19 protein-coding genes and 12 tRNA genes are annotated in these 21,121 nt (G+C 55.3%); 29 read left to right on the top strand and 2 right to left on the bottom strand.

From position 1 onward, the window contains the following. Nucleotides 1-54: 54 nt before the first annotated feature. The gene (locus tag CHM34_RS14365) at nt 55-1,167 is read right to left on the bottom strand and encodes an aminotransferase class I/II-fold pyridoxal phosphate-dependent enzyme (protein WP_094265309.1); all 1,113 of its coding nucleotides are present in this window, start codon (nt 1,165-1,167) and stop codon (nt 55-57) included. Nucleotides 1,168-1,801: 634 nt separating this feature from the next. Between CHM34_RS14365 and CHM34_RS14360 the strand changes: the two genes are divergently transcribed. The 24 genes from CHM34_RS14360 (at nt 1,802) to CHM34_RS14245 (ending at nt 15,552) form a co-directional block, all read left to right on the top strand. After that, nucleotides 1,802-3,679, top strand: a complete 1,878-nt coding sequence (locus tag CHM34_RS14360; protein ID WP_094265308.1) for a molybdopterin biosynthesis protein — start codon at nt 1,802-1,804, stop codon at nt 3,677-3,679. A 59-nt stretch (nt 3,680-3,738) separates the two neighbouring features. Continuing rightward, complete coding sequence (gene moaA, locus CHM34_RS14355) at nt 3,739-4,761, top strand: GTP 3',8-cyclase MoaA (protein ID WP_094265307.1); 1,023 nt, start codon at nt 3,739-3,741, stop codon at nt 4,759-4,761. A gap of 126 nt (nt 4,762-4,887) precedes the next feature. Beyond that, nucleotides 4,888-5,328 (top strand): cyclic pyranopterin monophosphate synthase MoaC, encoded by a 441-nt coding sequence (moaC, locus tag CHM34_RS14350; RefSeq protein ID WP_094265405.1) that lies wholly within the window; start codon nt 4,888-4,890, stop codon nt 5,326-5,328. 2 nt (nt 5,329-5,330) lie between these two features. Then, nucleotides 5,331-5,816: a MogA/MoaB family molybdenum cofactor biosynthesis protein gene (locus tag CHM34_RS14345; protein ID WP_094265306.1), complete on the top strand. Its 486-nt coding sequence runs from the start codon at nt 5,331-5,333 to the stop codon at nt 5,814-5,816. A gap of 182 nt (nt 5,817-5,998) precedes the next feature. Continuing rightward, nucleotides 5,999-6,457, top strand: coding sequence for a molybdopterin-dependent oxidoreductase (locus tag CHM34_RS14340; RefSeq protein ID WP_169713752.1), 459 nt, complete (start codon nt 5,999-6,001; stop codon nt 6,455-6,457). A gap of 621 nt (nt 6,458-7,078) precedes the next feature. Next, nucleotides 7,079-7,813 carry a D-Ala-D-Ala carboxypeptidase family metallohydrolase gene (locus tag CHM34_RS14335; protein WP_094265304.1) on the top strand — a complete coding sequence of 245 codons (735 nt, stop codon included), beginning with the start codon at nt 7,079-7,081 and terminating at the stop codon, nt 7,811-7,813. Nucleotides 7,814-8,016: 203 nt separating this feature from the next. Continuing rightward, a tRNA-Asn gene (locus tag CHM34_RS14330) sits at nt 8,017-8,091 on the top strand. Between the two features lie 7 nt (nt 8,092-8,098). Further along, nucleotides 8,099-8,190, top strand: a tRNA-Ser gene (locus CHM34_RS14325). 27 nt (nt 8,191-8,217) lie between these two features. Next, a tRNA-Glu gene (locus tag CHM34_RS14320) sits at nt 8,218-8,293 on the top strand. Between the two features lie 3 nt (nt 8,294-8,296). Then, nucleotides 8,297-8,371 (top strand) — tRNA-Val (locus CHM34_RS14315). A 34-nt stretch (nt 8,372-8,405) separates the two neighbouring features. Beyond that, nucleotides 8,406-8,482: transfer RNA gene (locus CHM34_RS14310), tRNA-Asp, on the top strand. A 7-nt stretch (nt 8,483-8,489) separates the two neighbouring features. After that, nucleotides 8,490-8,565: transfer RNA gene (locus tag CHM34_RS14305), tRNA-His, on the top strand. 28 nt (nt 8,566-8,593) lie between these two features. Next, a tRNA-Gln gene (locus tag CHM34_RS14300) sits at nt 8,594-8,668 on the top strand. 5 nt (nt 8,669-8,673) lie between these two features. Beyond that, nucleotides 8,674-8,749 (top strand) — tRNA-Lys (locus CHM34_RS14295). Nucleotides 8,750-8,827: 78 nt separating this feature from the next. Then, nucleotides 8,828-8,911 (top strand) — tRNA-Leu (locus CHM34_RS14290). Nucleotides 8,912-8,928: 17 nt separating this feature from the next. After that, a tRNA-Leu gene (locus tag CHM34_RS14285) sits at nt 8,929-9,015 on the top strand. A gap of 23 nt (nt 9,016-9,038) precedes the next feature. After that, nucleotides 9,039-9,115: transfer RNA gene (locus tag CHM34_RS14280), tRNA-Pro, on the top strand. 43 nt (nt 9,116-9,158) lie between these two features. Next, nucleotides 9,159-9,232: transfer RNA gene (locus CHM34_RS14275), tRNA-Gly, on the top strand. An 80-nt stretch (nt 9,233-9,312) separates the two neighbouring features. Then, a complete protein-coding gene (gene thiL / locus CHM34_RS14270) occupies nt 9,313-10,311 on the top strand; it encodes a thiamine-phosphate kinase (protein ID WP_169713751.1) in 999 nt (332 codons plus the stop codon). Nucleotides 10,312-10,316: 5 nt separating this feature from the next. Continuing rightward, entirely contained in the window at nt 10,317-10,784 is a 468-nt protein-coding gene (gene tsaE, locus CHM34_RS14265) for a tRNA (adenosine(37)-N6)-threonylcarbamoyltransferase complex ATPase subunit type 1 TsaE (protein ID WP_094265404.1), read from the top strand. After that, nucleotides 10,781-11,485 (top strand): tRNA (adenosine(37)-N6)-threonylcarbamoyltransferase complex dimerization subunit type 1 TsaB, encoded by a 705-nt coding sequence (gene tsaB, locus CHM34_RS14260; RefSeq protein ID WP_094265302.1) that lies wholly within the window; start codon nt 10,781-10,783, stop codon nt 11,483-11,485. The genes tsaE and tsaB overlap by 4 nt, the downstream gene beginning before the upstream one ends. Before the next feature lie 6 nt (nt 11,486-11,491). Then, entirely contained in the window at nt 11,492-11,986 is a 495-nt protein-coding gene (gene rimI, locus CHM34_RS14255; protein ID WP_094265301.1) for a ribosomal protein S18-alanine N-acetyltransferase, read from the top strand. Then, entirely contained in the window at nt 11,943-12,968 is a 1,026-nt protein-coding gene (tsaD, locus tag CHM34_RS14250; protein ID WP_094265300.1) for a tRNA (adenosine(37)-N6)-threonylcarbamoyltransferase complex transferase subunit TsaD, read from the top strand. The genes rimI and tsaD overlap by 44 nt, the downstream gene beginning before the upstream one ends. A 379-nt stretch (nt 12,969-13,347) precedes the next feature. After that, nucleotides 13,348-15,552 (top strand): alkaline phosphatase family protein, encoded by a 2,205-nt coding sequence (locus CHM34_RS14245; protein WP_141201725.1) that lies wholly within the window; start codon nt 13,348-13,350, stop codon nt 15,550-15,552. 24 nt (nt 15,553-15,576) lie between these two features. Here the strand turns inward: CHM34_RS14245 and CHM34_RS14240 are convergent, their stop codons facing one another. Then, on the bottom strand, nt 15,577-15,759 hold the full coding sequence (locus CHM34_RS14240) for a hypothetical protein (protein WP_094265298.1): 183 nt from the start codon (nt 15,757-15,759) through the stop codon (nt 15,577-15,579). A gap of 390 nt (nt 15,760-16,149) precedes the next feature. Between CHM34_RS14240 and CHM34_RS14235 the strand changes: the two genes are divergently transcribed. The 5 genes from CHM34_RS14235 to CHM34_RS14215 are packed head-to-tail and all read left to right on the top strand — an operon-like array spanning nt 16,150 to nt 20,641. Then, a complete protein-coding gene (locus CHM34_RS14235; RefSeq protein WP_439116335.1) occupies nt 16,150-17,391 on the top strand; it encodes an NRAMP family divalent metal transporter in 1,242 nt (413 codons plus the stop codon). 52 nt (nt 17,392-17,443) lie between these two features. Further along, on the top strand, nt 17,444-18,175 hold the full coding sequence (pxpB, locus tag CHM34_RS14230) for a 5-oxoprolinase subunit PxpB (RefSeq protein WP_094265296.1): 732 nt from the start codon (nt 17,444-17,446) through the stop codon (nt 18,173-18,175). After that, nucleotides 18,172-18,939: a LamB/YcsF family protein gene (locus CHM34_RS14225; protein ID WP_094265295.1), complete on the top strand. Its 768-nt coding sequence runs from the start codon at nt 18,172-18,174 to the stop codon at nt 18,937-18,939. The genes pxpB and CHM34_RS14225 overlap by 4 nt, the downstream gene beginning before the upstream one ends. Then, a complete protein-coding gene (locus CHM34_RS14220; RefSeq protein WP_240512037.1) occupies nt 18,936-19,889 on the top strand; it encodes a 5-oxoprolinase subunit C family protein in 954 nt (317 codons plus the stop codon). Before CHM34_RS14225 ends, CHM34_RS14220 begins: the two co-directional genes overlap by 4 nt. Further along, nucleotides 19,886-20,641 (top strand): putative hydro-lyase, encoded by a 756-nt coding sequence (locus CHM34_RS14215; RefSeq protein WP_094265293.1) that lies wholly within the window; start codon nt 19,886-19,888, stop codon nt 20,639-20,641. Before CHM34_RS14220 ends, CHM34_RS14215 begins: the two co-directional genes overlap by 4 nt. Nucleotides 20,642-21,121 lie beyond the last annotated feature (480 nt).

Raw genomic sequence — 21,121 nt, 5'->3', positions numbered from 1 at the left:
GGGGCTTTGTCACAAATGCTTCTCGTTTTTGGATGATGAACAGTCCTACTTCTGTTACCCGTCAATGCCGGTTCTGCGAGCCGCTTCACGGAATGCCTCCGCAAATTGACGACGCTCCTCCGGGGTGCCGACACCGACGCGGATGCAGCGGTTTAAAGGCTCAACTCCGGGGACGCGGACAAACACTCCTTCCTCCCACAAGGCGTCCATAATCGCCTGGGCCCGTTTGGCGCTGCCCACATCAATCGCTACGAAGTTGGTCGACGAGGGAATCGGCCGAAAACCCAGCTCCCGGGCCAGGGAAGCGTATTCTTCGCGCCCCTGGGCCACCTTTTCCGCGACAGAACGAATAAATCCCGGATCCCGGAGCGAGGCGAGAGCGCCGGCCTGGGCGATTCGGTTGATACCGAAATGGTTGCGGATTTTATTCACGGCGTCCACGGTTTCCGGATGGGTGATGGCGTAGGCGATTCGGGCCCCCGCCATTCCGTGGGCCTTGGAAAACGTCCTCGTCCGGATTATTTGCGGATCAGCCGGGTCAAAGGGCATGACATCCTCTTCGGGTGCGAACTCGACATAAGCCTCATCCAGCAAAAGCAGGCATCCCTCCGGCAGTTGACGCCGGAAGCATTTTAATTCTTCCGCCGTGTAAAAAGTGCCGGTCGGATTGTCCGGGTTCGCCAGGTAGAGGATGCGGGAGCCGGTTTGCCGGGCTTTATCCGCCAAACCCTTCAAGTCGTTCCGATCTCCGTCGTAGGGAACCTGGTGCAATTGACCCCCGAATCCCTTGACATGATAATTGAAAGTGGGATATCCCCCGAGTGAAGTGGTGATCGGATCGCCGGGATTAAGGAAGACGCGGCAGATCAAGCCCAGCAGTTCATCGATTCCGCTTCCGAAGACGATGTGCTCCGTCTCCACACCGTGGTGCCGGGCCAGCTCGGTGCGCAGTTCGTGGCAGTGGGCATCTCCGTACAGATGGGCTTCTTCGACGGCATGGCGCATCGCCTCGGCGGCGCGGGGGGACATCCCGAAGGAACTTTCATTGGCCCCCAGCCGAAGTTGAATTTTTTGCCCGGTCCGGCGTTCCGATTCTTCGGGAGGGACGAAGGGAACCGTCGCAGGCAACGACGAGACAATATCGGAAAAAGGAGGACGGCTAGGCAAAGCGGTCTCCCCCTCTCCTTGGCTTACCGGTTTTTGAAACGGCGGGGCCTCTCCCCCATCCCCAGCGCTTTCTCTGTGTCGACAGCATGCCGTTCATCCCCTTTCTCCATGTTCCTTCCTACACTGTAACAAATCTTTCGACAAACCCCCAGAGCCCAACTTGAGTGGTTTAACTATATAACATTCGATATTTACAATAAGAACCTTCTAGAAGCGTTGTGATTTTAGCACATCCTTGGTGGGTCGGGGTGGGGTTCCACCCTTCGTTTCGTTGTTCTGACGAGCCAAAGGCACTCCGTGTGGAACCCCACCCTCCCGAACAGGGGCTTTGTCACAACGCTTCTAGATCGCATAACTATTTCTACGAATCGTTATGATACCTATCTATTTAATAAATAAAAAACGCTCCCTATTTGGAGTTGCAAAAGTAGGTATATCGATTTTATTACCGACGGATTCGCAATTCGTGCCATAGAACGGGCAGAATACGATTCCCTTGCTCTGATGGTTAATCAACAGTCCTTCCTTTCATCCCTGACTCGACAGAAGACGAAACCGAATGCTATGCTGAAATTACCATGAGCCGGGTTTTCCGGCTGCATATGATCCGGTTTCGGAAAGGGGACGGGAAGCATTGCGTAAAACCGTTCTGGATAACATACCGATTGTTGAAGCGTTGTACCGGTTGCAGCGAAGGATTTCTTTTCATCCCGAGACGGAATGGGTCCCGGTGGCCGATGCCGGGGGTCGAGTCACGGCGGAGCCGGTACGTGCCGTTTCGTCAATGCCTGCCTATCCGGCCTCCGCCATGGACGGGATCGCTGTCCGGGCGGCGGAGACGGCGGCGGCTTCCCAAGGTCCCCTCCGGCTGCGCGAGGGCAAGGACTTTATTTTTATCAATACCGGGGATCCGTTGCCGGCGGACAAGGATGCAGTGATAATGATCGAACGAGTTCGGGAGCTGGGTGAAGGCATTGTGGAAATCGACGAACCGGCTATCGCCTGGAAGCATGTTCGCCAGGCGGGTGAAGATGTGACCCGGGGCGAAGTGATCCTGCCGTCGAGACATCTCCTGCGTCCGGTGGATCTCGGTGCCCTTCTAGCCGGAGGGGTGACGGAAGCGGCGGTCTTGTCTAAACCCCGAGTGGCTGTGATTCCCACTGGTTCGGAAATCGTCCCCCCCGGCAAAGAGGTGGGCCGAGGGCAGATCATCGAGTTTAACGGAACGGTTTTTGCCGGGTTTCTGAAGGAATGGGGTGCGATTCCGGATTATCGGGGCATTGTCCCCGATGAAATCGATGCAATCCGCCGGGCAGTGTCGGCGGCGGTGCAGGAGTGCGATATAGTAGTGCTTAATGCCGGCTCTTCCGCAGGAACTCGGGATTATACATGGCGCGTATTGGAGGAATTGGGAGAGGTTGTGGTTCACGGGGTGGCCGCCCGTCCCGGAAAACCGGTGGTGCTGGCGCTGATCGACGGCAAGCCGGTGCTCGGTCTTCCCGGGTATCCGGTTTCTGCTTACCTGTCCCTGGAATGGTTTGCCCGTCCTCTCATCCAATCCTGGTACGGCTTGGAACCGGAGGAAAAGAGAACGGCCACTGCCCGCTTAACCCGGCCGGTGACTGTCAAACCCGGGGCGACGGATCATATTCGACTCCGCCTCGGTCGCGTCGACAAGGAGCTTCACGCTTTTCCTCTCTCTCGGGGAGCAGGGGCCACTCTGTCCATGGTCCGGGCCGATGCCTTACTCCGGGTGCCGGCGGAAAGCCGTGGTTTTCAGACGGGTGAGGAAGTCCAAGTGGAATTGTATCGTTCCCCGGAAGCGATCGATCGCTCTCTTCTTTTTTCAGGCAGTGATGACCCCGTACTCCCTTGTCTCGAATCGATGCTGAGGGAAAGGGACCCTTCCTTCTCTCTGTCTATGGAGTGGACCGGGAGTCTGGGCGGGGTTGAGGCGTTGAAAAAGGGAGAATGCCATATGGCGGGTATTCATGCCAGGGGCGGCCGGGGTTGTTATTTTCAGAAGGAAATGAAAGATATCTCCTACGTGCGGATTCATCTGGCGAAGAGGAGGTTGGGATGGATCACAGCGCCGGGTAACCCGTTAAACATCCAGGGAGCGGAAGATCTGGCGCGTACCAGGATTGACTTGGTCAACCGTCCTCGGAGATCGGGAACGCGGATGCTCCTTGAGGAGCTGTTAGAGGGAAAAGGTATTGAGCCGGCGATGGTGTCGGGATTTTCGAGGGAGGCGCTTACCCATCTCCGGGCAGCCTCCGCTGTGGCCTGCGGAACGGCGGATGTCGCTCTCGGTTTGGAGGCGGCCGCTTCCACCTTTGGGCTTGAGTTTTTGCCCGTCCGGGAAGAAAATTACGAGATTTTGTTACGGCGTTCTTTTTATGAAAGTGATGCCGGGGAGAAATGGATGGATGTGCTTCGTTCCCGGGGCTTCCGCCAGGCGTTGGAGAGTTATCCGGGATACGACGGGACCCGTTGCGGCGAGGTGCTCTGATCCGAAAACACGGCGGTTTGCCGCCGCCCGGTACATATTTTGGCGAAGGAGGGGAATGCATGGCTCAGGATCTTTCGCTCACGGATCGACTGGGGCGCCCTTTGCGGGATTTGCGTGTGTCGGTGACGGACCGTTGTAATTTCCGATGCCGGTATTGTATGCCGGAGGAAGTATTCGGCCCGGATTATGCGTTTTTACCTCGAAAGGAGCTGCTCACCTTTGAAGAAATCACCCGGCTGGTTCACCTGTTCAGCTCACTCGGGGTGGAAAAAATCCGCATCACCGGTGGAGAACCTCTGTTGCGCCGGGATTTGTCCCGGCTTGTCCGTATGATCAAAGGGACAGAAGGAGTGCGGGATGTAGCGCTGACGACCAATGCCTCACTCCTGGCCGGTCAGGCAAGCTCGCTGAAAAAAGCGGGACTGGACCGGGTCAATGTCAGTTTGGATGCTTTGGATGAGGAAGTGTTTTCCCGGATGAACGGGGGCAAATCGGATGTAAAACGGGTACTGGAGGGGATTGACTCGGCTGCGGAGGCCGGTTTGTCGATCAAGGTGAATATGGTGGTGCAAAAGGGTGTTAATGAAGGGGAAATCCTTCCGATGGCCCGGTATTTCCGGGAGCGGGGGCATATCCTTCGTTTCATCGAATATATGGATGTCGGCAACACCAACAGATGGAACCTGGATCAGGTGGTGTCCAAGGAGGAAATCCTCCGCCGGATCGAACAAGAGATGCCTCTGGAGCCGGTGGATCCCAACTATTATGGAGAAGTGGCGGATCGTTACCGTTATTGCGGAACCGATCGGGAAATCGGGATCATTTCTTCGGTGACGGATTCCTTCTGTTCCGATTGTACCCGTGCCCGCCTGTCTGCGGATGGCCGCCTGTTTACTTGCCTTTTTGCCTCAGAAGGAAAGGATTTGCGGAGCCCGATGCGGGAGGGAGCCAGTGACGAAGCGCTGGAAGAGCGGCTTCGCGGAATCTGGAGTCGCCGGGAAGACCGTTACTCCGACGAGCGTCTTTCTCGTACCCCTAACCCATCTCGCAAAAAAGTGGAAATGTCCTTTATCGGGGGCTGACAGGCTCCCGACCCGGTCGACGGGATCGGAGTTTTGCGTACCAAGAGTCAAGTCATTTTTGTCAGTCAGGAGGATCACACGGTGACTCATTCATTTCGTCATATCAATGATCAGGGGCGGGCCAAAATGGTGGATGTCTCGGAGAAAGCCGTCACCCGTCGTACGGCGGCGGCCCGCTCCCGTCTGCGCATGAAATCCTCGACCATGGAACAAATTCGTTCGGGAAGGGTGGGTAAGGGGGATGTGTTGAGTGTGGCTCAGGTGGCGGGGATCATGGCCGCCAAAAAGACCTCGGACCTGATTCCCATGTGCCATCCGATCCCGCTCCGCGGTTCGGACATCCGTTTTTACGAAGAAGGGGAAGAGGTCTTGGTGATCGAGGCTTCAGTGAAAACGGACAATGTGACCGGAGTGGAGATGGAAGCTCTTACCGCCGCCAGCGTAGCCGCATTGACCGTTTACGATATGTGTAAATCCGTCGACAAGGAGATGGTGGTGGAACAGACCTGTCTCCTCTCCAAGACCGGCGGCAAGAGCGGCGATTTCGTCCGGAAGGAGGAAGGGTGACCGTGTGGCGTATCGGAATCCTGACAGCCAGTGACAAGGGCGCCCGAGGAGAACGGGAAGACCGGAGCGGACAAGCCATCCGGGAGTTTCTTTCCCCGATCGGGGGTCAGGTCGTCTGTTATGAAGTGGTTTCTGATGATCCGGCGCGGATCCGGGATGCTTTGATTCGGTTTTCCGACCGGGAGAAGGTGGATCTCATTCTCACCACCGGCGGGACCGGGCTGGCTCCCCGGGATGTCACCCCGGAAGCCACCCGGGCGGTCATTCGCCGAGAAGTTCCGGGAATTGCCGAAGCGATGCGTCTCGCTTCGTTGGAAAAGACGAAATTCGCGATGCTATCCCGGGGGGTGGCCGGAATCCGGGGCTCCACTCTGATCATCAATCTTCCCGGAAGTCCCAAAGCGGTCCGGGAGTGCCTGGAAGCGGTGTCACCTGTGCTGTCTCATGCTCTGGAAACGTTAAAAGGCACTTTCGGTGACCACGACTGAAGGGATGGAGTCTTTCGGGTAACAACTGAAATCGGATCGTATGAATGGACCCGCTGGTAAACCGTATATTTCCACTTCAACGCAGGTGGAGACTCATTCCGGTGGCGTGCCTTTTAACAGAGAGTCTCCGAAGAGGCCGAATGTTTAGCTTTTCATCCAGTAGGCCTAGGGAGGTCATGATTTTGAAGGATTCGAATTGGAAAATCACCGTGGACGGCTCCGTACAGCGTCCGTTTCACTTAACCTGGGAGGCCGCCAACGATTTGGACGATCAGACGGTTCAACCGGGAGAACGGGTTCCGGGTCTGGAAGGAGAGGCTTTCTCCTTGAAGTCCTTGCTGGAACAGGCGGGTGTGGCTGATGATGTGACCCACCTCATCTTTCATGCAACAGACGAATTTCAAGCGGATATCCCGTTAGGGGAGCTGGAACAGGCTTTTCTTTTATACAGCCAGGAGGGAAGACCCCTAACCCGAGCATACCCTGCCCGCCTTTACGTTCCCGATGGAAGCAGTAACTGCCTCAATGTCAAATCGGTTCGGCGGATTCAAGCCGTGATCCGTACCGGGCATGAAGCCGAGCAGGAGGCGAGCTTCGGGTTTAAACAGGTCATGCGTCCCGACGACATCCGAAAAGTATAAACATCCATTCACCGGCTCCTTCACGCACAGGGAGCCGGTCTATTGACTGACGGGGTGTTATTTTATGAGTGAAAAAGCCCAGTATCATATCCGGCAGTTTTCTATGGTGTTCGGAACAGTTCATTGGATACATGGTTTTGCCAATTAACGGGAGGGATCTCTCTGCTGGAACTGTTGGAGTGGGTCGGGATCATTCTGAGATGGTTTTTTCGCGCGATCACGTTAATCGGGGATATGCTTTTGGTTGGGGATGTTGTCGATGGCTTGAGAGTTGGTTTCAAGCGTCTTCGAAGAAGAATTAGGAGATTCGGGCGTCGGCTGAAAAGAGGATCAAAAAGAGTGGGACAAAATGATGTGCACCCCTTAAAGTAGACACAGGAAAAACCTCCTGTGAACGGGACTACTTTTAAGGGGTCTTTTTCATGGCGAAAAAGCGTTCTTTATTCTCTTTTTAATCAAATTTATTAACCGAAAATTAAAAGGATTATCAACCGATAAAATAGAATGGTAGATTGGCACATCAGATAGAGAGATGAAGATGAAGCAGGCTGATGCATCCGTTGGATGTTTTGGCCGTAAAAAGCAAAAGGAGCATTTCATCCGAGAGAGGAGAGAGGAAAAATGGCCATCCAAAAACTTTTTGCGTATCGGTGGACCGTTGTGTTGTTTGCGATGGCGTTGGTTGTTCCCATGTTGGCGGCTCCGTCTCAAGCCGAGGCATATGATTGGGGACGTACACTGAGTCGAGGGGACAGCGGTTCGGATGTGAGAGAATTGCAGATCCGTGTGGCCGGTTGGGCGGCGGACAGCCCGTCTCAAACCTATGTATCGGTGGACGGACAGTTCGGTCCGGGGACGGAAGCCGCCGTCAAACGGTTTCAACGGGCCTATGGACTCAGCGTTGACGGTGTCGTCGGGCCCGAGACACAGAGGGCGCTCAATAACTTGGAGGATTCCGACGGATCCACCAGACACTTCGCGTGGAGCGAATTTCATTCCAAGGATGGCAGCGGTTTTTCCGGAGGAAAAGTCGGATCCGCCACAGTGAAGGAAAATGTTCGCCGGCTGATGTACAAATTGGAGGCTTTGCGGAAAAAAGCGGGGGACTCGCCGGTGACCATCAATTCCGGTTTTCGCAGCATTAACCACAACAGTAATGTCGGGGGATCATCCAACAGTCAGCACATGTACGGGATTGCGGCAGACATTGATGTCAGCGGTAAAAGTGTATATCAAGTGCGCGATATTGCCCGCACCTGCGGATTCAGCGGAAATAAACGGTACAGCTCTTTCAACCACGTAGACAGCCGGGTGGAATATTCGTATGGCGCTCAGTACTGGTGGTGGGAAGGTTAACTCTCGAATTTATTCCATGGATGCCCGATGGTCGGGCATCCATTTTGATGTGAAAAAATCTATTGACGGATCAACGATTTATATGCTACTCTATTAGAGCACTCGAAAGCGGGGCGCAAAAAAACGCCCTCAAAAAAATTAAAATTACCTCTTGCATTTTAGTCGCTTCTCGATTATAATAAATGATGTCGCTTTTGAAGCGGTCCTCCGTAGCTCAATGGTAGAGCGGCCGGCTGTTAACCGGTAGGTTGTAGGTTCGAGTCCTACCGGAGGAGCCACCCTTACGGAGAGATACTCAAGAGGCCGAAGAGGACGGTTTGCTAAACCGTTAGGGGGCTTTTGGCCCCGCGCGGGTTCGAATCCCGCTCTCTCCGCCACCTGAAAATGGTTTGCCGATGAGTCTTGGCCCGTTGGTGAAGCGGTTAACACACCAGCCTTTCACGCTGGCATTCAGGGGTTCGAATCCCCTACGGGTCACCATTTGGACGGTTAGCTCAGCGGGAGAGCACCTGCTTCACGCGCAGGGGGTCGCAGGTTCGAACCCTGCACCGTCCACCATTCGGGCTTTTGCTCCTAAAAGCCTTCCTTACGCGGAGCTGTGGTGAAGTTGGAGTTCACGCCGGCCTGTCACGCCGGAGGTCGCGGGTTCGAGTCCCGTCAGCTCCGCCATCATATGGCGGCCATGGCGAAGTGGTTAACGCACCGGATTGTGGCTCCGGCATTCGTGGGTTCGACTCCCACTGGTCGCCCCATTATAAAAAACTAAAATCCAGACAAAGGTGGGGCGTAGCCAAGCGGTAAGGCAACGGACTTTGACTCCGTGATGCGCAGGTTCGATCCCTGCCGCCCCAGCCAGTTGCGAGCCATTAGCTCAGTTGGCAGAGCACCTGACTTTTAATCAGGGTGTCGCAGGTTCGAATCCTGCATGGCTCACCATGGATGCAATTCTGCGGTTTCTTGGGTACGGTCAGACGGTTCTGGCTGTCCGGTCGGAGCCGTTCACCGAATCCGTATGCGGGTGTGGCGGAATTGGCAGACGCACTAGATTTAGGATCTAGCGCCTCTGGCGTGGGGGTTCGAGTCCCTCCACCCGCACCAAAGACGGCTGATATCGTGCGGTCGTGGTGGAATCGGCAGACACGCTATCTTGAGGGGGTAGTGGCCGCAAGGCCGTGCGAGTTCGAGTCTCGCCGACCGCACCATTATTTTCACCACCTGGATTTACCGGGGTGTGGCTCAGCTTGGTAGAGCGCCTCGTTCGGGACGAGGAGGCCGCAGGTTCAAATCCTGTCACCCCGACCACTTATCTGATCATGGACAATTGGATCTTTACCACATCGATTATGCGGGTGTAGTTCAGTGGTAGAACATCGGCCTTCCAAGCCGAATGCGAGGGTTCGATTCCCTTCACCCGCTCCAAGCCGAGACCGTAGCCAACCGCTGCGGTCTTCGTTATTTTGCGCGGAAAACCGATCCCGAATGCGTAAGGAGGGCCGCTGGTGAACGATGAATTTTCCCTGATCCGCTCCCTGCTCCAACATCGCGTTTCCGGAAGGGAAAAAGGTGTAGAGGTGGATGCCGGGGATGATGCGGCGGTTTTGAATCGATTGCAGGGGTCGACGGTCTTGACCTGTGATACGATGGTGGAGACGGTCCATTTCCTGCCTGAAACCATGGAGCCTTGGGATATCGGGTGGAAATGTATGACCGCGAACATCAGTGATGTGGCGGCGATGGGCGGCCGCCCGACTCATGCCTTGGTATCTCTAGCCGTACCCGAAGGGTGGTCCCGGGAGGAACTGGGACCGATCTACCGAGGGATGGAGGATGCTTCTGCACCGTTTGATCTCCGGATTGTGGGCGGGGATACCGTTTCCTCTCCCCAACACCTGGTTTTGACTGTCGTGTTGCTGGGAGAAGTGGAGGAGGGACAGGCTTTGCTCCGTTCCTCCGCTCGGCCGGGAGATATTGTTTTTGTCACCGGGGAGACGGGTTCCTCGGCGGCGGGACTTCATCTGTTAAAAAATCGGGGTTTCAACAGTGCCGCCCAACGTTATCCGACTCTGGTGAAAGCCCATCGTCAGCCGGTCCCCCGGGTGGATGCCGGTCGTTGGTTGCTCCATTCCGGATGGAAGCCCGCCTGTAATGATGTCAGCGATGGCTTGGCTCGTGAAGCGTGGGAAATCGCTGAAGCCAGCGGTATACGCATCCTTTTGGAACGGGAAAAGGTCCCCCTGGGGGAGGAAACCGTCGCTTACGCCCGGGAGATCGGAGCGGATCCCTATTATTGGGCCCTTGAGGGTGGAGAGGATTTTGAACTGCTGGGCACCGCCCCTCGAGAGGCCTTTCTGCGCGGAGTACGGGAAGCGGAAAAGAAAGGGATTCGATTGATTGAAATCGGCAGGGTCGAAGAAGGGCCTGCCGGGGTAGACTGTAAAGTGAACGGTCAACGCCGGGAATGGACCGGTCGGGGATATAATCATTTTGCGGACAGGTGATCCGGATGAATCAAAAGAGATGTGACATCGTCAGCTCCAGCTCCGAGGAGACGCGAAAGTTGGGTCGGCATTTGGCTGAACGTCTCCGACCCGGGGATGTCATCGCGCTGGAAGGAGATCTGGGAGCGGGTAAGACGACTTTATCCCAGGGGGTGGCGGAAGGTCTGGGCATTCAGGGTCCGATCGACAGCCCCACCTTCACCTTGATTAAGGAGTATGACGAGGGGCGCCTTCCTTTTTACCATATGGATGTTTACCGGCTGGATTCATGGGACGAGGAGCTGGGCTGGGACGATTATTTCTATGGGGACGGTGTGACGCTGGTGGAATGGGCGGATCGGATTCGCCCCCGGTTGCCGGAACGGATCGTCCGGATTCAAATGAACCACGGGCCCGGCGACTCCCGATATATTCAGATCATCCCTCCCGATGGTGGAGAAGATCGCATTTGCAAGGGGTTGTCTGAAGGATGAAAATACTGGCGATGGACACCTCTACCTTGGTGATGAGTGTCGCCGTAATGGAAGACAATCGTGTGTTGGGGGAAGTGACCACCAACTTACATAAGAATCATTCGGTCCGGTTGATGCCGACCGTCGTTGGACTGATGGAGGATCTGGATCTTTCCGTCGACGACCTGGATGCTGTCGCTGTCGCTGCCGGTCCCGGCTCTTATACCGGTGTCCGGATCGGCTTTACCACCGCTAAGACGATTGCTTGGAGCCGTAAACTCCCCTTGATCCCGGTCTCCAGTCTGGCCGTACTGGCCATGAGCGGGCTTCGTTTTCCCGGGGGGGTCGTCCCATTATTCGACGCCCGTCGAAATCGGGTTTATACAGGATTGTACCGCAGGGAGGGCGAACGTTTGACGGCGGTAAAGCGGGAGCGGGTCATGGATGTGAACCGATGGCTGGAGGAGCTCGACCAAGAGGGGCCCTGTCTTTTCCTGGGGGACGATGTCCATCGGTTTCAAGAAACGATCGCCGATCAATTGGGGAAGGCGGCTGTTTTCGGTCTTCCAGCGGAAAATACGGCTCGTGCCTCCTATCTGGGTCAGCTCGCACTGGACCATTACCGTCTCGGAGAAACGCCCGCGGCCGACAATGCCGCACCCGACTATCTGCAACTGGCGGAAGCCGAGGCCAAATGGCTGAGGACTCAGGGAACGGAGTGAAGAAGGATGGACCATCCATCGATTACATTTCGGGCGATGGTATTGGCGGACATCCCTGCCGTTCTCAAAGTGGAGCATGCCTCTTTTGCAACTCCGTGGACACGGCAGGCTTTTTACAATGAGCTGGCGTACAACCAGTTTGCGCGTTACATCGTGGTAGAGAAAGAAAACCGGGTGATCGGCTACTGCGGGATGTGGATGATTTTAAACGAGGCGCATATTACCAATATCGCCATCCATCCCGACTATCGGGGAATCAGGATCGGCGATGCGACACTGGATTTTTTGATGGATTCGGCCCGTCGGTTGGGGGCCGAGAGCATGACATTGGAGGTCCGGGTTTCCAACCGGGTGGCTCAAAATCTCTACAAAAAAAAGGGCTTCGAACCGACCGGCCTGCGGCCCCGCTACTATACGGACAATCATGAAGACGCGATGATTATGTGGGTGAAACTCGATGAAAACAAATCCCAACGAAAAAAGCTTGGTTCTCGGCATTGAGACCAGTTGTGATGAAACCTCTGCGGCAGTGGTACAAGACGGGCACATTCTGTTATCCAATGTGATCTCCTCTCAGATGGAGGTTCACCGGCGCTTTGGCGGTGTCGTCCCCGAAGTCGCTTCCCGCCGCCATGTAGAGCGGATTACGATGGTCATTCAGGAGGCCCTGGATCGTGCGGAGGTTACACAGGAAGACTTATCGGCGGTGGCTGTCACCCAGGGTCCGGGGCTGGTCGGGGCTCTCCTGATCGGGGTTTCGGCGGCGAAAGCCCTATCCTTTGCCGCAGGGCTGCCCTTGGTGGGGGTTCACCATATCGCCGGCCACATTTATGCCGGACATCTTGTGAAACCCCTCCGTTTTCCACTGGTGGCTCTGGTTGCTTCGGGAGGTCATACGGAATTGATTTATATGCCCTCCCACAACCGGTTTGAGCGGTTGGGCCGCACCCGTGACGATGCCGCCGGGGAAGCTTTCGATAAAGTGGCCCGGGTGTTGGAACTGCCTTACCCGGGCGGTCCCCATATCGACCGTTTGGCGAAGAAAGGAAACCCGACCCTGGATCTCCCCCGGGCGTGGCTGGAACCGGACTCTTTGGATTTCAGCTTCAGCGGCTTGAAGTCGGCGGTGATCAATCTTCTCCACAATGCTCGTCAACGGGGGGAATCGGTCGATGCCGCCGACTTGGCCGCCAGTTTCCAGGAATCTGTGGTGGAAGTTCTGGTGGAAAAAGCGATCCGGGCGGTCCGGGAAAAAGACGTTGAGGAACTGGTTCTCGCCGGCGGCGTTTCTGCCAACTCCGGTTTGAGGAACGAACTTTCCCGGCGCTGTCAGCAAGAAGGAATCCGGTTGCGCATTCCCCCGTTGGAATTGTGCACGGATAATGCCGCTATGATCGCTTCGGCGGGTACTTATCGGCACTTGGAACGACAGTATGCCGGTTATGATCTGAATGCAGTCCCCAACCTTCCCCTGGTACCGTAACATCCTGTGGATAACTTGGTTCAACCGTGGCCTGCGCCTTGGAGCGCGGGCTTTTTTATGGATAAGGGTTTTATTCTGTAGAGGATATATGATCAAAGCGCTTTACGACTGCAATGTCCCTCGAGCAAGGAAAAAAGCGTTTCAGAGATGATTGTCTTTTCCCTCTATTCGTAATGAAAGAAAATCATGCTTGTGGATAAATTGTGGATAAAAAGGTCCTAGGACTTGTGGATGATGTGGATAAGTGGTGTGGATAACTGAAATACGGGCCATCAACCTGTGGGTAAAATGGTGGATCGGATGTGGAGGAGTGTGGATACTTCTTTTGCACTAGGATATCCTATCGAAAATAAGGATGACGGTGAAGCGGGGGATGAACGTGCGGTTCGGTTGGCTGGTGATGACCATATGCCTGTTGGTGACGGGAACCGGATGCGGTTTCACGGTTGCGGATCCCCCTGCGACCGATCAAACGCCTCTGCGCCAGGTGTGGTTGATCCATGCCTATGGACTCACTTTTAAAGATTTGCGGGACGGAGAGTATCCGCATTTGAGTCGTATGCTTCGACAATCCGCCATTGGTGCGATGAACCGAAAAACGGGAGGAAAGGAAACAGTCGCAAATAGTTTGGCCACTTTGGGTTCAGGGACTCGTGCCAGAGTATTCGGGGAGGAGGGATTTTACCTTGAGAAAGAATGGGTGAATTCAGAGGGGATAATGGCCAAAGCCCTCCACGAACAGAGGACCGGAACGGCTCCACCCGAGGGAAGTGTGATTTATCCGGATATCATGGAGTACATACGGGAAAACGAAGACGGTCCTTATCATGTAGTGCCGGGGGCATTGGGTGAGGCGTTGCGCCGTTCCGGACGGAGCCGGCTGGTTCTGGGCAATATGGACGAAGGGAACCACCGTCCTGTCCGATATGCCCCTTTCTTGACGATGGACAGGCGGGGGTGGACGGAGGAAGGATGGATCGGCAAACAGACACTGACGGAGTCTCCCCGGCGACCTTTCGGAGTCAAGACCCGGTACGGATGGTTGGAAAAACACTTATTTCATTGGCCTCGGCCGGGTTTGGCCGTTGTCGATCTGGGGGATCTGTACCGGCTGGAACAGGCGGAAAGCCGAATGTCTTCCCGCTACCGGGAGGTTGTTCGGAGTCGGGTGTTATCGGAGATGGACCGGTTTGTAGGAAAAGCGATGCGGAAGGTTCCCGATGACACGATGTTGGCACTGGTATCCACCTCTGGCGATCAAGCCCAGGACCACGGAGAAGAGTTGTTGCCGGTGATGCTTTATCGGAAAGGAGAGGCGCCGGGTCTGCTCACTTCTGATACGACGCGGCGGCGGGGTATTGTCAGTAATATCGACCTGGCTCCCACTCTGCTGACGATCTTGGGTGTGGAAACTCCGAAAACCATGATGGGCCGTTCCATGAAGCGAACAGAGGGTTCTCCGGCTGACTTCTGGAGAACCCTGGATCGGGCCGAGGCTGTTTATCGTTTCCGTCCCCCGGTGATGTACAGCTATATTCTGTTCCAGATGGCGGTTTTGGTGGCGGGATCGGTGTTGTTGTTGACCGGGAGCCGCCAGGCTGGGGGATGGATGCAGGCAGTGGCTTTGGCGATCATGCTGACCCCTTTTGTCTTCCTTCTCACTTCCGGGATCAGTGCCGAGTCCCCCTTGTCCCTTGCCGCGTTTCTTTTACTGACTGTTTTTATTCTGGCCGGTCTTTTTCGCCGACTGGACACGATTCCCCTCTTTTTTTGGGTCGGGCTGATCAGTTTCCTCCCGATCGTTCTGGACGGAATCCTGGGAGGTCCGTTTATCCGACAATCCTTTCTCGGGTATGATGCGATCAAAGGAGCCCGGTATTACGGAGTCGGTAATGAATATATGGGAGTCATTCTCGGGTCTTCCATTCTGACCTGCGCTGCATGGCTGGAGGGGAAAAATCGGGCGTCCCGAATCCTTCGGTCGGCGGTGGCTCTCTTTTTTCTCGGTTTGGCCATCTTCTTCGCCGTCCCCTTTTTGGGAGCCAATGCCGGAGGGGCACTGGCCTCCGCGGTGGGATTCGGAGTGGCTTTTATCCGCTTTTTTCGTGTAGGGAAGTCTTTTCCGGTGTGGCAAGGGCTGGGGTTGATCATTCTGGGATTCTCGCTCTTGTTTTTCTTTAACGGGATCTTTTCTTTCGGTTTTCCCACTCATATCGACCGGGCTTTCTCTCATTTGCAAGCTGGAGACTGGGGGGAAATTTTACGTATTCTCCATCGGAAAGGGGCGATGAACTGGAAGTTGATCCGGATTTCATCCTGGGGAAAAGTTTTTCTGCTTTCTTTGGGAGTTATGGCGGTTCTGGCCTTTCGCCCCGTCGGTGGACTCAAAAAGCTGCGGATGTCTTATCCCCAGCTTTTCAACGGTTTTATCGCCATTCTCTCCGGGGCTTTGACCGCTTTGGCCGTCAACGATTCGGGGATCGTTTCCGCCGCCACGGCGATCATCTATATTGTGATGCCGGTGATGGTGATCGGCTTTAGGGAATGGGTTAATGAAAACCCCGTCTCGGGCGGAAGGCCCTGACGGGGTATGAAAGCGGTTGGCGGGTTAATCCTCGTCGGAGGCGGGAATGAGTTCGGGAAATTCTCGTTCGAATTCCCGCTTTTGTCGTTCCTCGATTTTTTCGGTGATTATCATCGAAATCCAGGTAAGGCCGATCACGGCAAGGATAAAGGCAGTCACAAACCCCGCCCAATTTCCTTCCTGGATCCAATCCGTCCAAAAATTCATCCGTAACCACAACCTCCTTAACATTGACCCGGAATCTCTCTTTTTCTCGTGTGGTCTGGATCATCCAATGACCACGACAACCAGGTATGGGAGCCGATTTCCGACATCGCTCGCCGGGTTGCCCTCCCGCGGATGGTAAACGGTCCGCGACCTTTTCCGGACCGAACCGCTTTTATGGGGGAGCCAAGCGGTCTTTCGGTGATTGACCAGACATGCTCTCGTGATCCTAAGGAAAGATATTATATGTAAGAACTACGGCCAATGGTTTAATGTTTCTTATGGAGGATGTTTTTCCCAAATATATACCTGATCCGTTCCCTGGAGGGGAACTTCTTTCTTGTGATAAAATCTGTGGACAAGTTATTTTCATTTTTGATTCAATATTAAAATATTGCGTTCTCCGTTCATCTGAAAGAAGGAAGTGATGCCATGGACACAAAACAGCAACAGAGTAAACGGTGGAGCATCTTGTTGGGGGCGGCTTTTTTGATGGCCACCTCCGCCATCGGGCCGGGTTTTTTGACGCAGACGACCGTATTCACGGAACAGTTGTTGGCCAGTTTCGGTTTTGTCATCCTCATTTCCATTCTTTTGGACATCGGGGCCCAGATGAACATTTGGCGCGTCATCTGCGTTACGAAAAAGCGGGGGCAGGATCTCGCCAATGATGTTTTGCCGGGACTGGGGTATTTTGTCGCTGTCGCCGTGTCCCTGGGTGGTCTGGCTTTTAATATCGGTAATCTGGGCGGAGCCGGATTGGGAGTCCGGGTTCTGTTCGGCTGGGATGCCAAATGGGGGGCTGGGATTACGGCTCTTTTGGCTGTAGGTATTTTTTTGTCCAGGGAAGCCGGGGTGGCGATGGACCGAATCGCCCGGTGGCTGGGTGGATTAATGATCCTGTTAACCGCCTATGTCGCTCTGGTCAGCCAGCCGCCTGTGGGGGAGGCGGTCCTTCGGACCTTTTCCCCGGACAAGGTTGACGTGATGTCGATCATTACACTGGTGGGCGGAACGGTTGGAGGTTATATCACATTTGCCGGCGGACACCGGTTACTGGACGCGGGTATCAGCGGTAAGGAAAATCTGAAGGAAGTCACCCGCAGTTCCGTATCCGGCATCCTGGTCGCTTCTGTCATGCGGGTGATTCTCTTCCTCGCCGTTTTGGGGGTCGTGATGCAGGGAGTGAAGCTCAACCCTTCCAATCCGATGGCGACGGTGTTTCATTCAGCGGCAGGGCCCATTGGTTTAAAGTTGTTCGGTCTGGTGTTGTGGTCGGCTTCCTTGACCTCCGTAGTGGGGGCGGCATATACGTCGGTAACGTTTTTACGTTCGTTTTCCAAAAAGGTGGAGGTTCATCAGTCGAAGATTGTGATTGCATTTATTCTGATTTCTGCACTGATTCTGATGGTGTTGGGCGAACCCGTACAGCTTTTGATTCTGGCCGGGGCATTAAACGGCCTCATCCTGCCGGTCACGCTGGGAACGATCCTGATTGCGGCTCACCGGCCCCGAATTGTAGGCGATTATAAGCATCCGGTATGGCTGACGGTCTTTGGAGCTGTCGTCGCCTTGGGAACCGCTTATCTGGGAGTCTTGACTCTGACAGAGAAGATTCCCCAGCTGTTCACATAAAAAGAGGGGCAAGAGCTAGACTCTCTTAAAGGAAAAGGAGGCAGTCACTGTGATGTTATCCTTTCAGCCGCTGGGGGACACCGGTGTCAGGATCGGGATGGGCGACGAGATCCGACCGGATATCAACCGTCGGATCCGCAGTTACTGTAATGCTTTGGAGAAGAATGAGATCCACGGTGTATCGGAGTGGGTTCCTGCCTATTGTTCGGTAACGGTTTACTACCGACCGCATTTGATCGGTTACGATGAATTGTGCCGTCGGTTGGAGGCCCTCGCTGAAAGGGTGGAGGAGACTTCCGAGGCGGATTCCAGGGTGTGGGTGTTGCCGGTGGCTTACGGGGGGGAATGCGGCCCGGATTTGGAGGATGTCGCCTCCCGCAACGGGTTGTCGGCTTCGGAGGTCATCCGGATACACAGCCGGTCGTTATACCGGGTGTATATGATGGGGTTTGTGCCGGGGTTTCCGTACCTCGGCGGCATGTCGGACTCCATCGCCGCTCCCCGTTTGTCGAATCCCCGTCCGCGGATCCCCGCCGGTTCTGTGGGCATCGCCGGTTCCCAAACGGGCGTTTATCCCCTGGAGACACCGGGCGGTTGGCGGTTGATCGGCCGGACGCCGGTTCGGTTGTACGATCCGGACCGGGAGCGGCCGATGCTGTTGCAAGCGGGGGATTCCATCCGGTTTCAACCGGTGGATTCCGAAGAGTACCGGGAGATCCGGGAAAGACTGAATCGAGGGGAATATACGATTCGACACCAATCAAACGGGGAGATCCAATCATGACCTATACGGTTGACTTGAACAGTGATTTGGGTGAAAGTTTCGGTCATTATACGATCGGTCAGGATGAGAAGGTGCTGGGTTATATTACATCGGCTAACATTGCCTGCGGTTACCATGCCGGGGATCCGAATGTAATGCGGCGGACGGTGGGCTTGGCCCATCATCATGGTGTTGGATTGGGTGCTCACCCGGGATTGCCGGATTTGCTGGGTTTCGGACGTCGTAACATGGCGGTGGATCCAGATGAGGTTTATAATATGGTGGTTTATCAGATCGGGGCTTTACAGGCCTTCACCGCCTCGGAGGGGGAACGTCTGCAACATGTTAAGCCTCATGGAGCCCTGTTCAATATGGCCGGCCGGGACAAGGGGCTCGCACAAGCGATCGCCGAGGCGACGGCTGCGGTGGATCGGGAATTGATCCTATTTGGCTTGGCGGGAAGCGAACTGGTGTCCGCAGGTCGGGATGCGGGCCTGTCCGTGGCGGAAGAGGTGTTTGCCGACCGTACTTATCAACCGGACGGAACTTTGACACCCCGTACGCATTCGGATGCCGTCGTTCGAGATCCGGAAGAAGCCGTCAGCCGGGTGATCCGGATGGTGAAGGAAAAAAAGGTGAAAGCCGTCGACGGGACGGATTTACCGATCCGGCCGGATACCGTATGCGTCCACGGGGATTCGCCTCAGGCACTCGCTTTTGTACAACACCTTTCAAAAGCTTTCCGGGACCACGGGATTCAAGTAAAAAGGGTGGGGGAACGTTGACAGAGGCGATACGCGTTTTAAAGCCCGGCCTGCTGACGACGGTTCAAGACCTGGGGCGAACCGGATACCAGCAGTACGGAATGCCTGTTTCCGGCGCGATGGACCCCTGGTCTCTGCAGGTGGGCAATCTGTTGGTGGGTAATTCCCGCTCCGAGGCGGGATTGGAGATTACATGGGCCGGGCCGGTATTGCAGTTTCTGACGGAGCAGGTAATCGCCCTGACTGGAGGGGATCTGGGCGCCTCCCTGGATGGAAGCCCGGTTCCTCTCTGGAAAAGCCTTCGGGTGAGTCCGGGACAGGAGTTGCGGTTCAAAGGAGCGTTACAGGGAACCCGTGCCTACTTGACAGTAGCGGGAGGCGTCCGGGTGCCTCCGGTGCTCGGCAGCAAATCCACCTATCTCAAGGGAAGGATCGGAGGTTTCCAGGGGCGGGCGCTGCAGGCGGATGATGTCCTTGACACCGGGGATTCGGATCCTCTCGCATACCGGGTGGCGGGACGACAGCTTTCCCGTGATCAGCAACCCGTTTACAAAGAACATCTTCAGGTGCGGGTGGTTCCGGGTCCGGAGTATGAAGTTTTTACCCCGGCGGGGATCGCGACCTTTTTCAACAGTGATTACCGGATCACTCCTCAGTCGGACCGGATGGGTTATCGGCTGAAAGGTCCCAACATTCCGCACCGCAGGTCTGCCGATATTCTCTCCGATGCCACTGCTCCGGGTTCGATCCAAGTTCCGGCCGAGGGACAGCCGATCGTTCTGATGGCGGATCGGCAGACAACAGGCGGATATACGAAAATCGCCACAGTGATCTCCGTCGATTTGCCCATCCTGGCTCAGGCAGCTCCGGGTCACACCCTTTCCTTTGAAGCGGTGGATGTCAATCAAGCCCAAAAGTTGGCAGTGGAACAGGAACATTTTTTGCGGAGGCTGGAGGCGGTAAGTCTATGAACTTGTCCGAAGTGCGCCGGGCGGTTCGTTCCGGAGAATGGACCCGACCGACGGCGGGACTGGCTCCGGGGTATCTGCAAGCCAATCTGGTCATTCTTCCCAAGAGGATGGCCTATGATTTTCTCCTCTTCTGTGTTCGCAACCCGAAACCGTGTCCATTGCTGGAAGTGACGGACCCGGGTTGTCCGGTGCCGAAGAAAACGGCTCCCGGTGCCGATCTGCGCCTGGACCTGCCCCGGTACAGGGTGTACCGAAACGGGGAGTGGGTCGAGGAAGTGACGGATATCGAGGCGTACTGGAGGGAAGACGCCGTTTCCTTTTTGCTGGGGTGTAGTTTTACCTTCGAGTCGCTCCTGATTGAAGGCGGGATCCCGGTTCGCCACATCGAAGAGAATAAAAACGTACCCATGTACCGGACCCATCTCCCCTGTAAACCGGCGGGGATGTTTGCCGGCCCGCTGGTGGTCAGCATGCGTCCGCTGAAGTCGAAGGATCTGATCCGGGCTGTGGAGATCACCTCCCGCCATCCCCGCGTTCACGGGGCCCCGGTTCAAGTGGGTGATCCGGAGGCGATCGGAATCACGGATCTGGATCGACCGGACTACGGGGATGCCGTCACGGTCCATCCCGGCGAAATCCCCGCCTTTTGGGCCTGCGGCGTCACTCCCCAGGCGGTAGCCGTGGCCAGCCGCCCCGAATGGATGATCACCCACTCTCCGGGGCATATGTTTATTACGGAGCGGCGGAGATGAATATCGCAAAGGGATGATGACTTGGTGCTTGGGCTTCTTATCTACTATTGCGGCTGACTGATAGCCAGAGATAAGAAAGGGGGGCTGCGATTTTGGTAGCCTCCCAACTTAATTGGACCGTAACTAAGGAGTGTTCCTTCCGTCATTCATGTTAAGGAGGACGGCATCGAATGCATAAATGGTTCGCCCTTCTCTCCGCATTTCTTGTCCTTTCCGGATGATGGTTGATATAGCGAAAAACCATTAATATCATGGAAAGGTTATTTTACAATGGTTTCTGTCCAGGATATCTAACAGCATTTTGAGGTATTAATAGTTTGGTGCAAGCCGCTAAACACAAAATCGAGGAGGTGTCGATCGATCCGTGATTTTTACCACGTACATGATTGCCGGAAACTGAGCCTAAAGGCATAACAGAAAAAGAACCGCTATCGGCAAGAGCGATAACCACTCGCTTTGCCGAATGCGATTCCCTTGTAT

This window comes from Paludifilum halophilum (genome assembly GCF_002245355.1).
GTDB classification, from domain to species: Bacteria; Bacillota; Bacilli; order Thermoactinomycetales; family DSM-45169; genus Paludifilum; species Paludifilum halophilum.
Note: the sequence above shows the minus strand (reverse complement) of the source record. Positions and strands in the feature narration are given on the sequence as shown.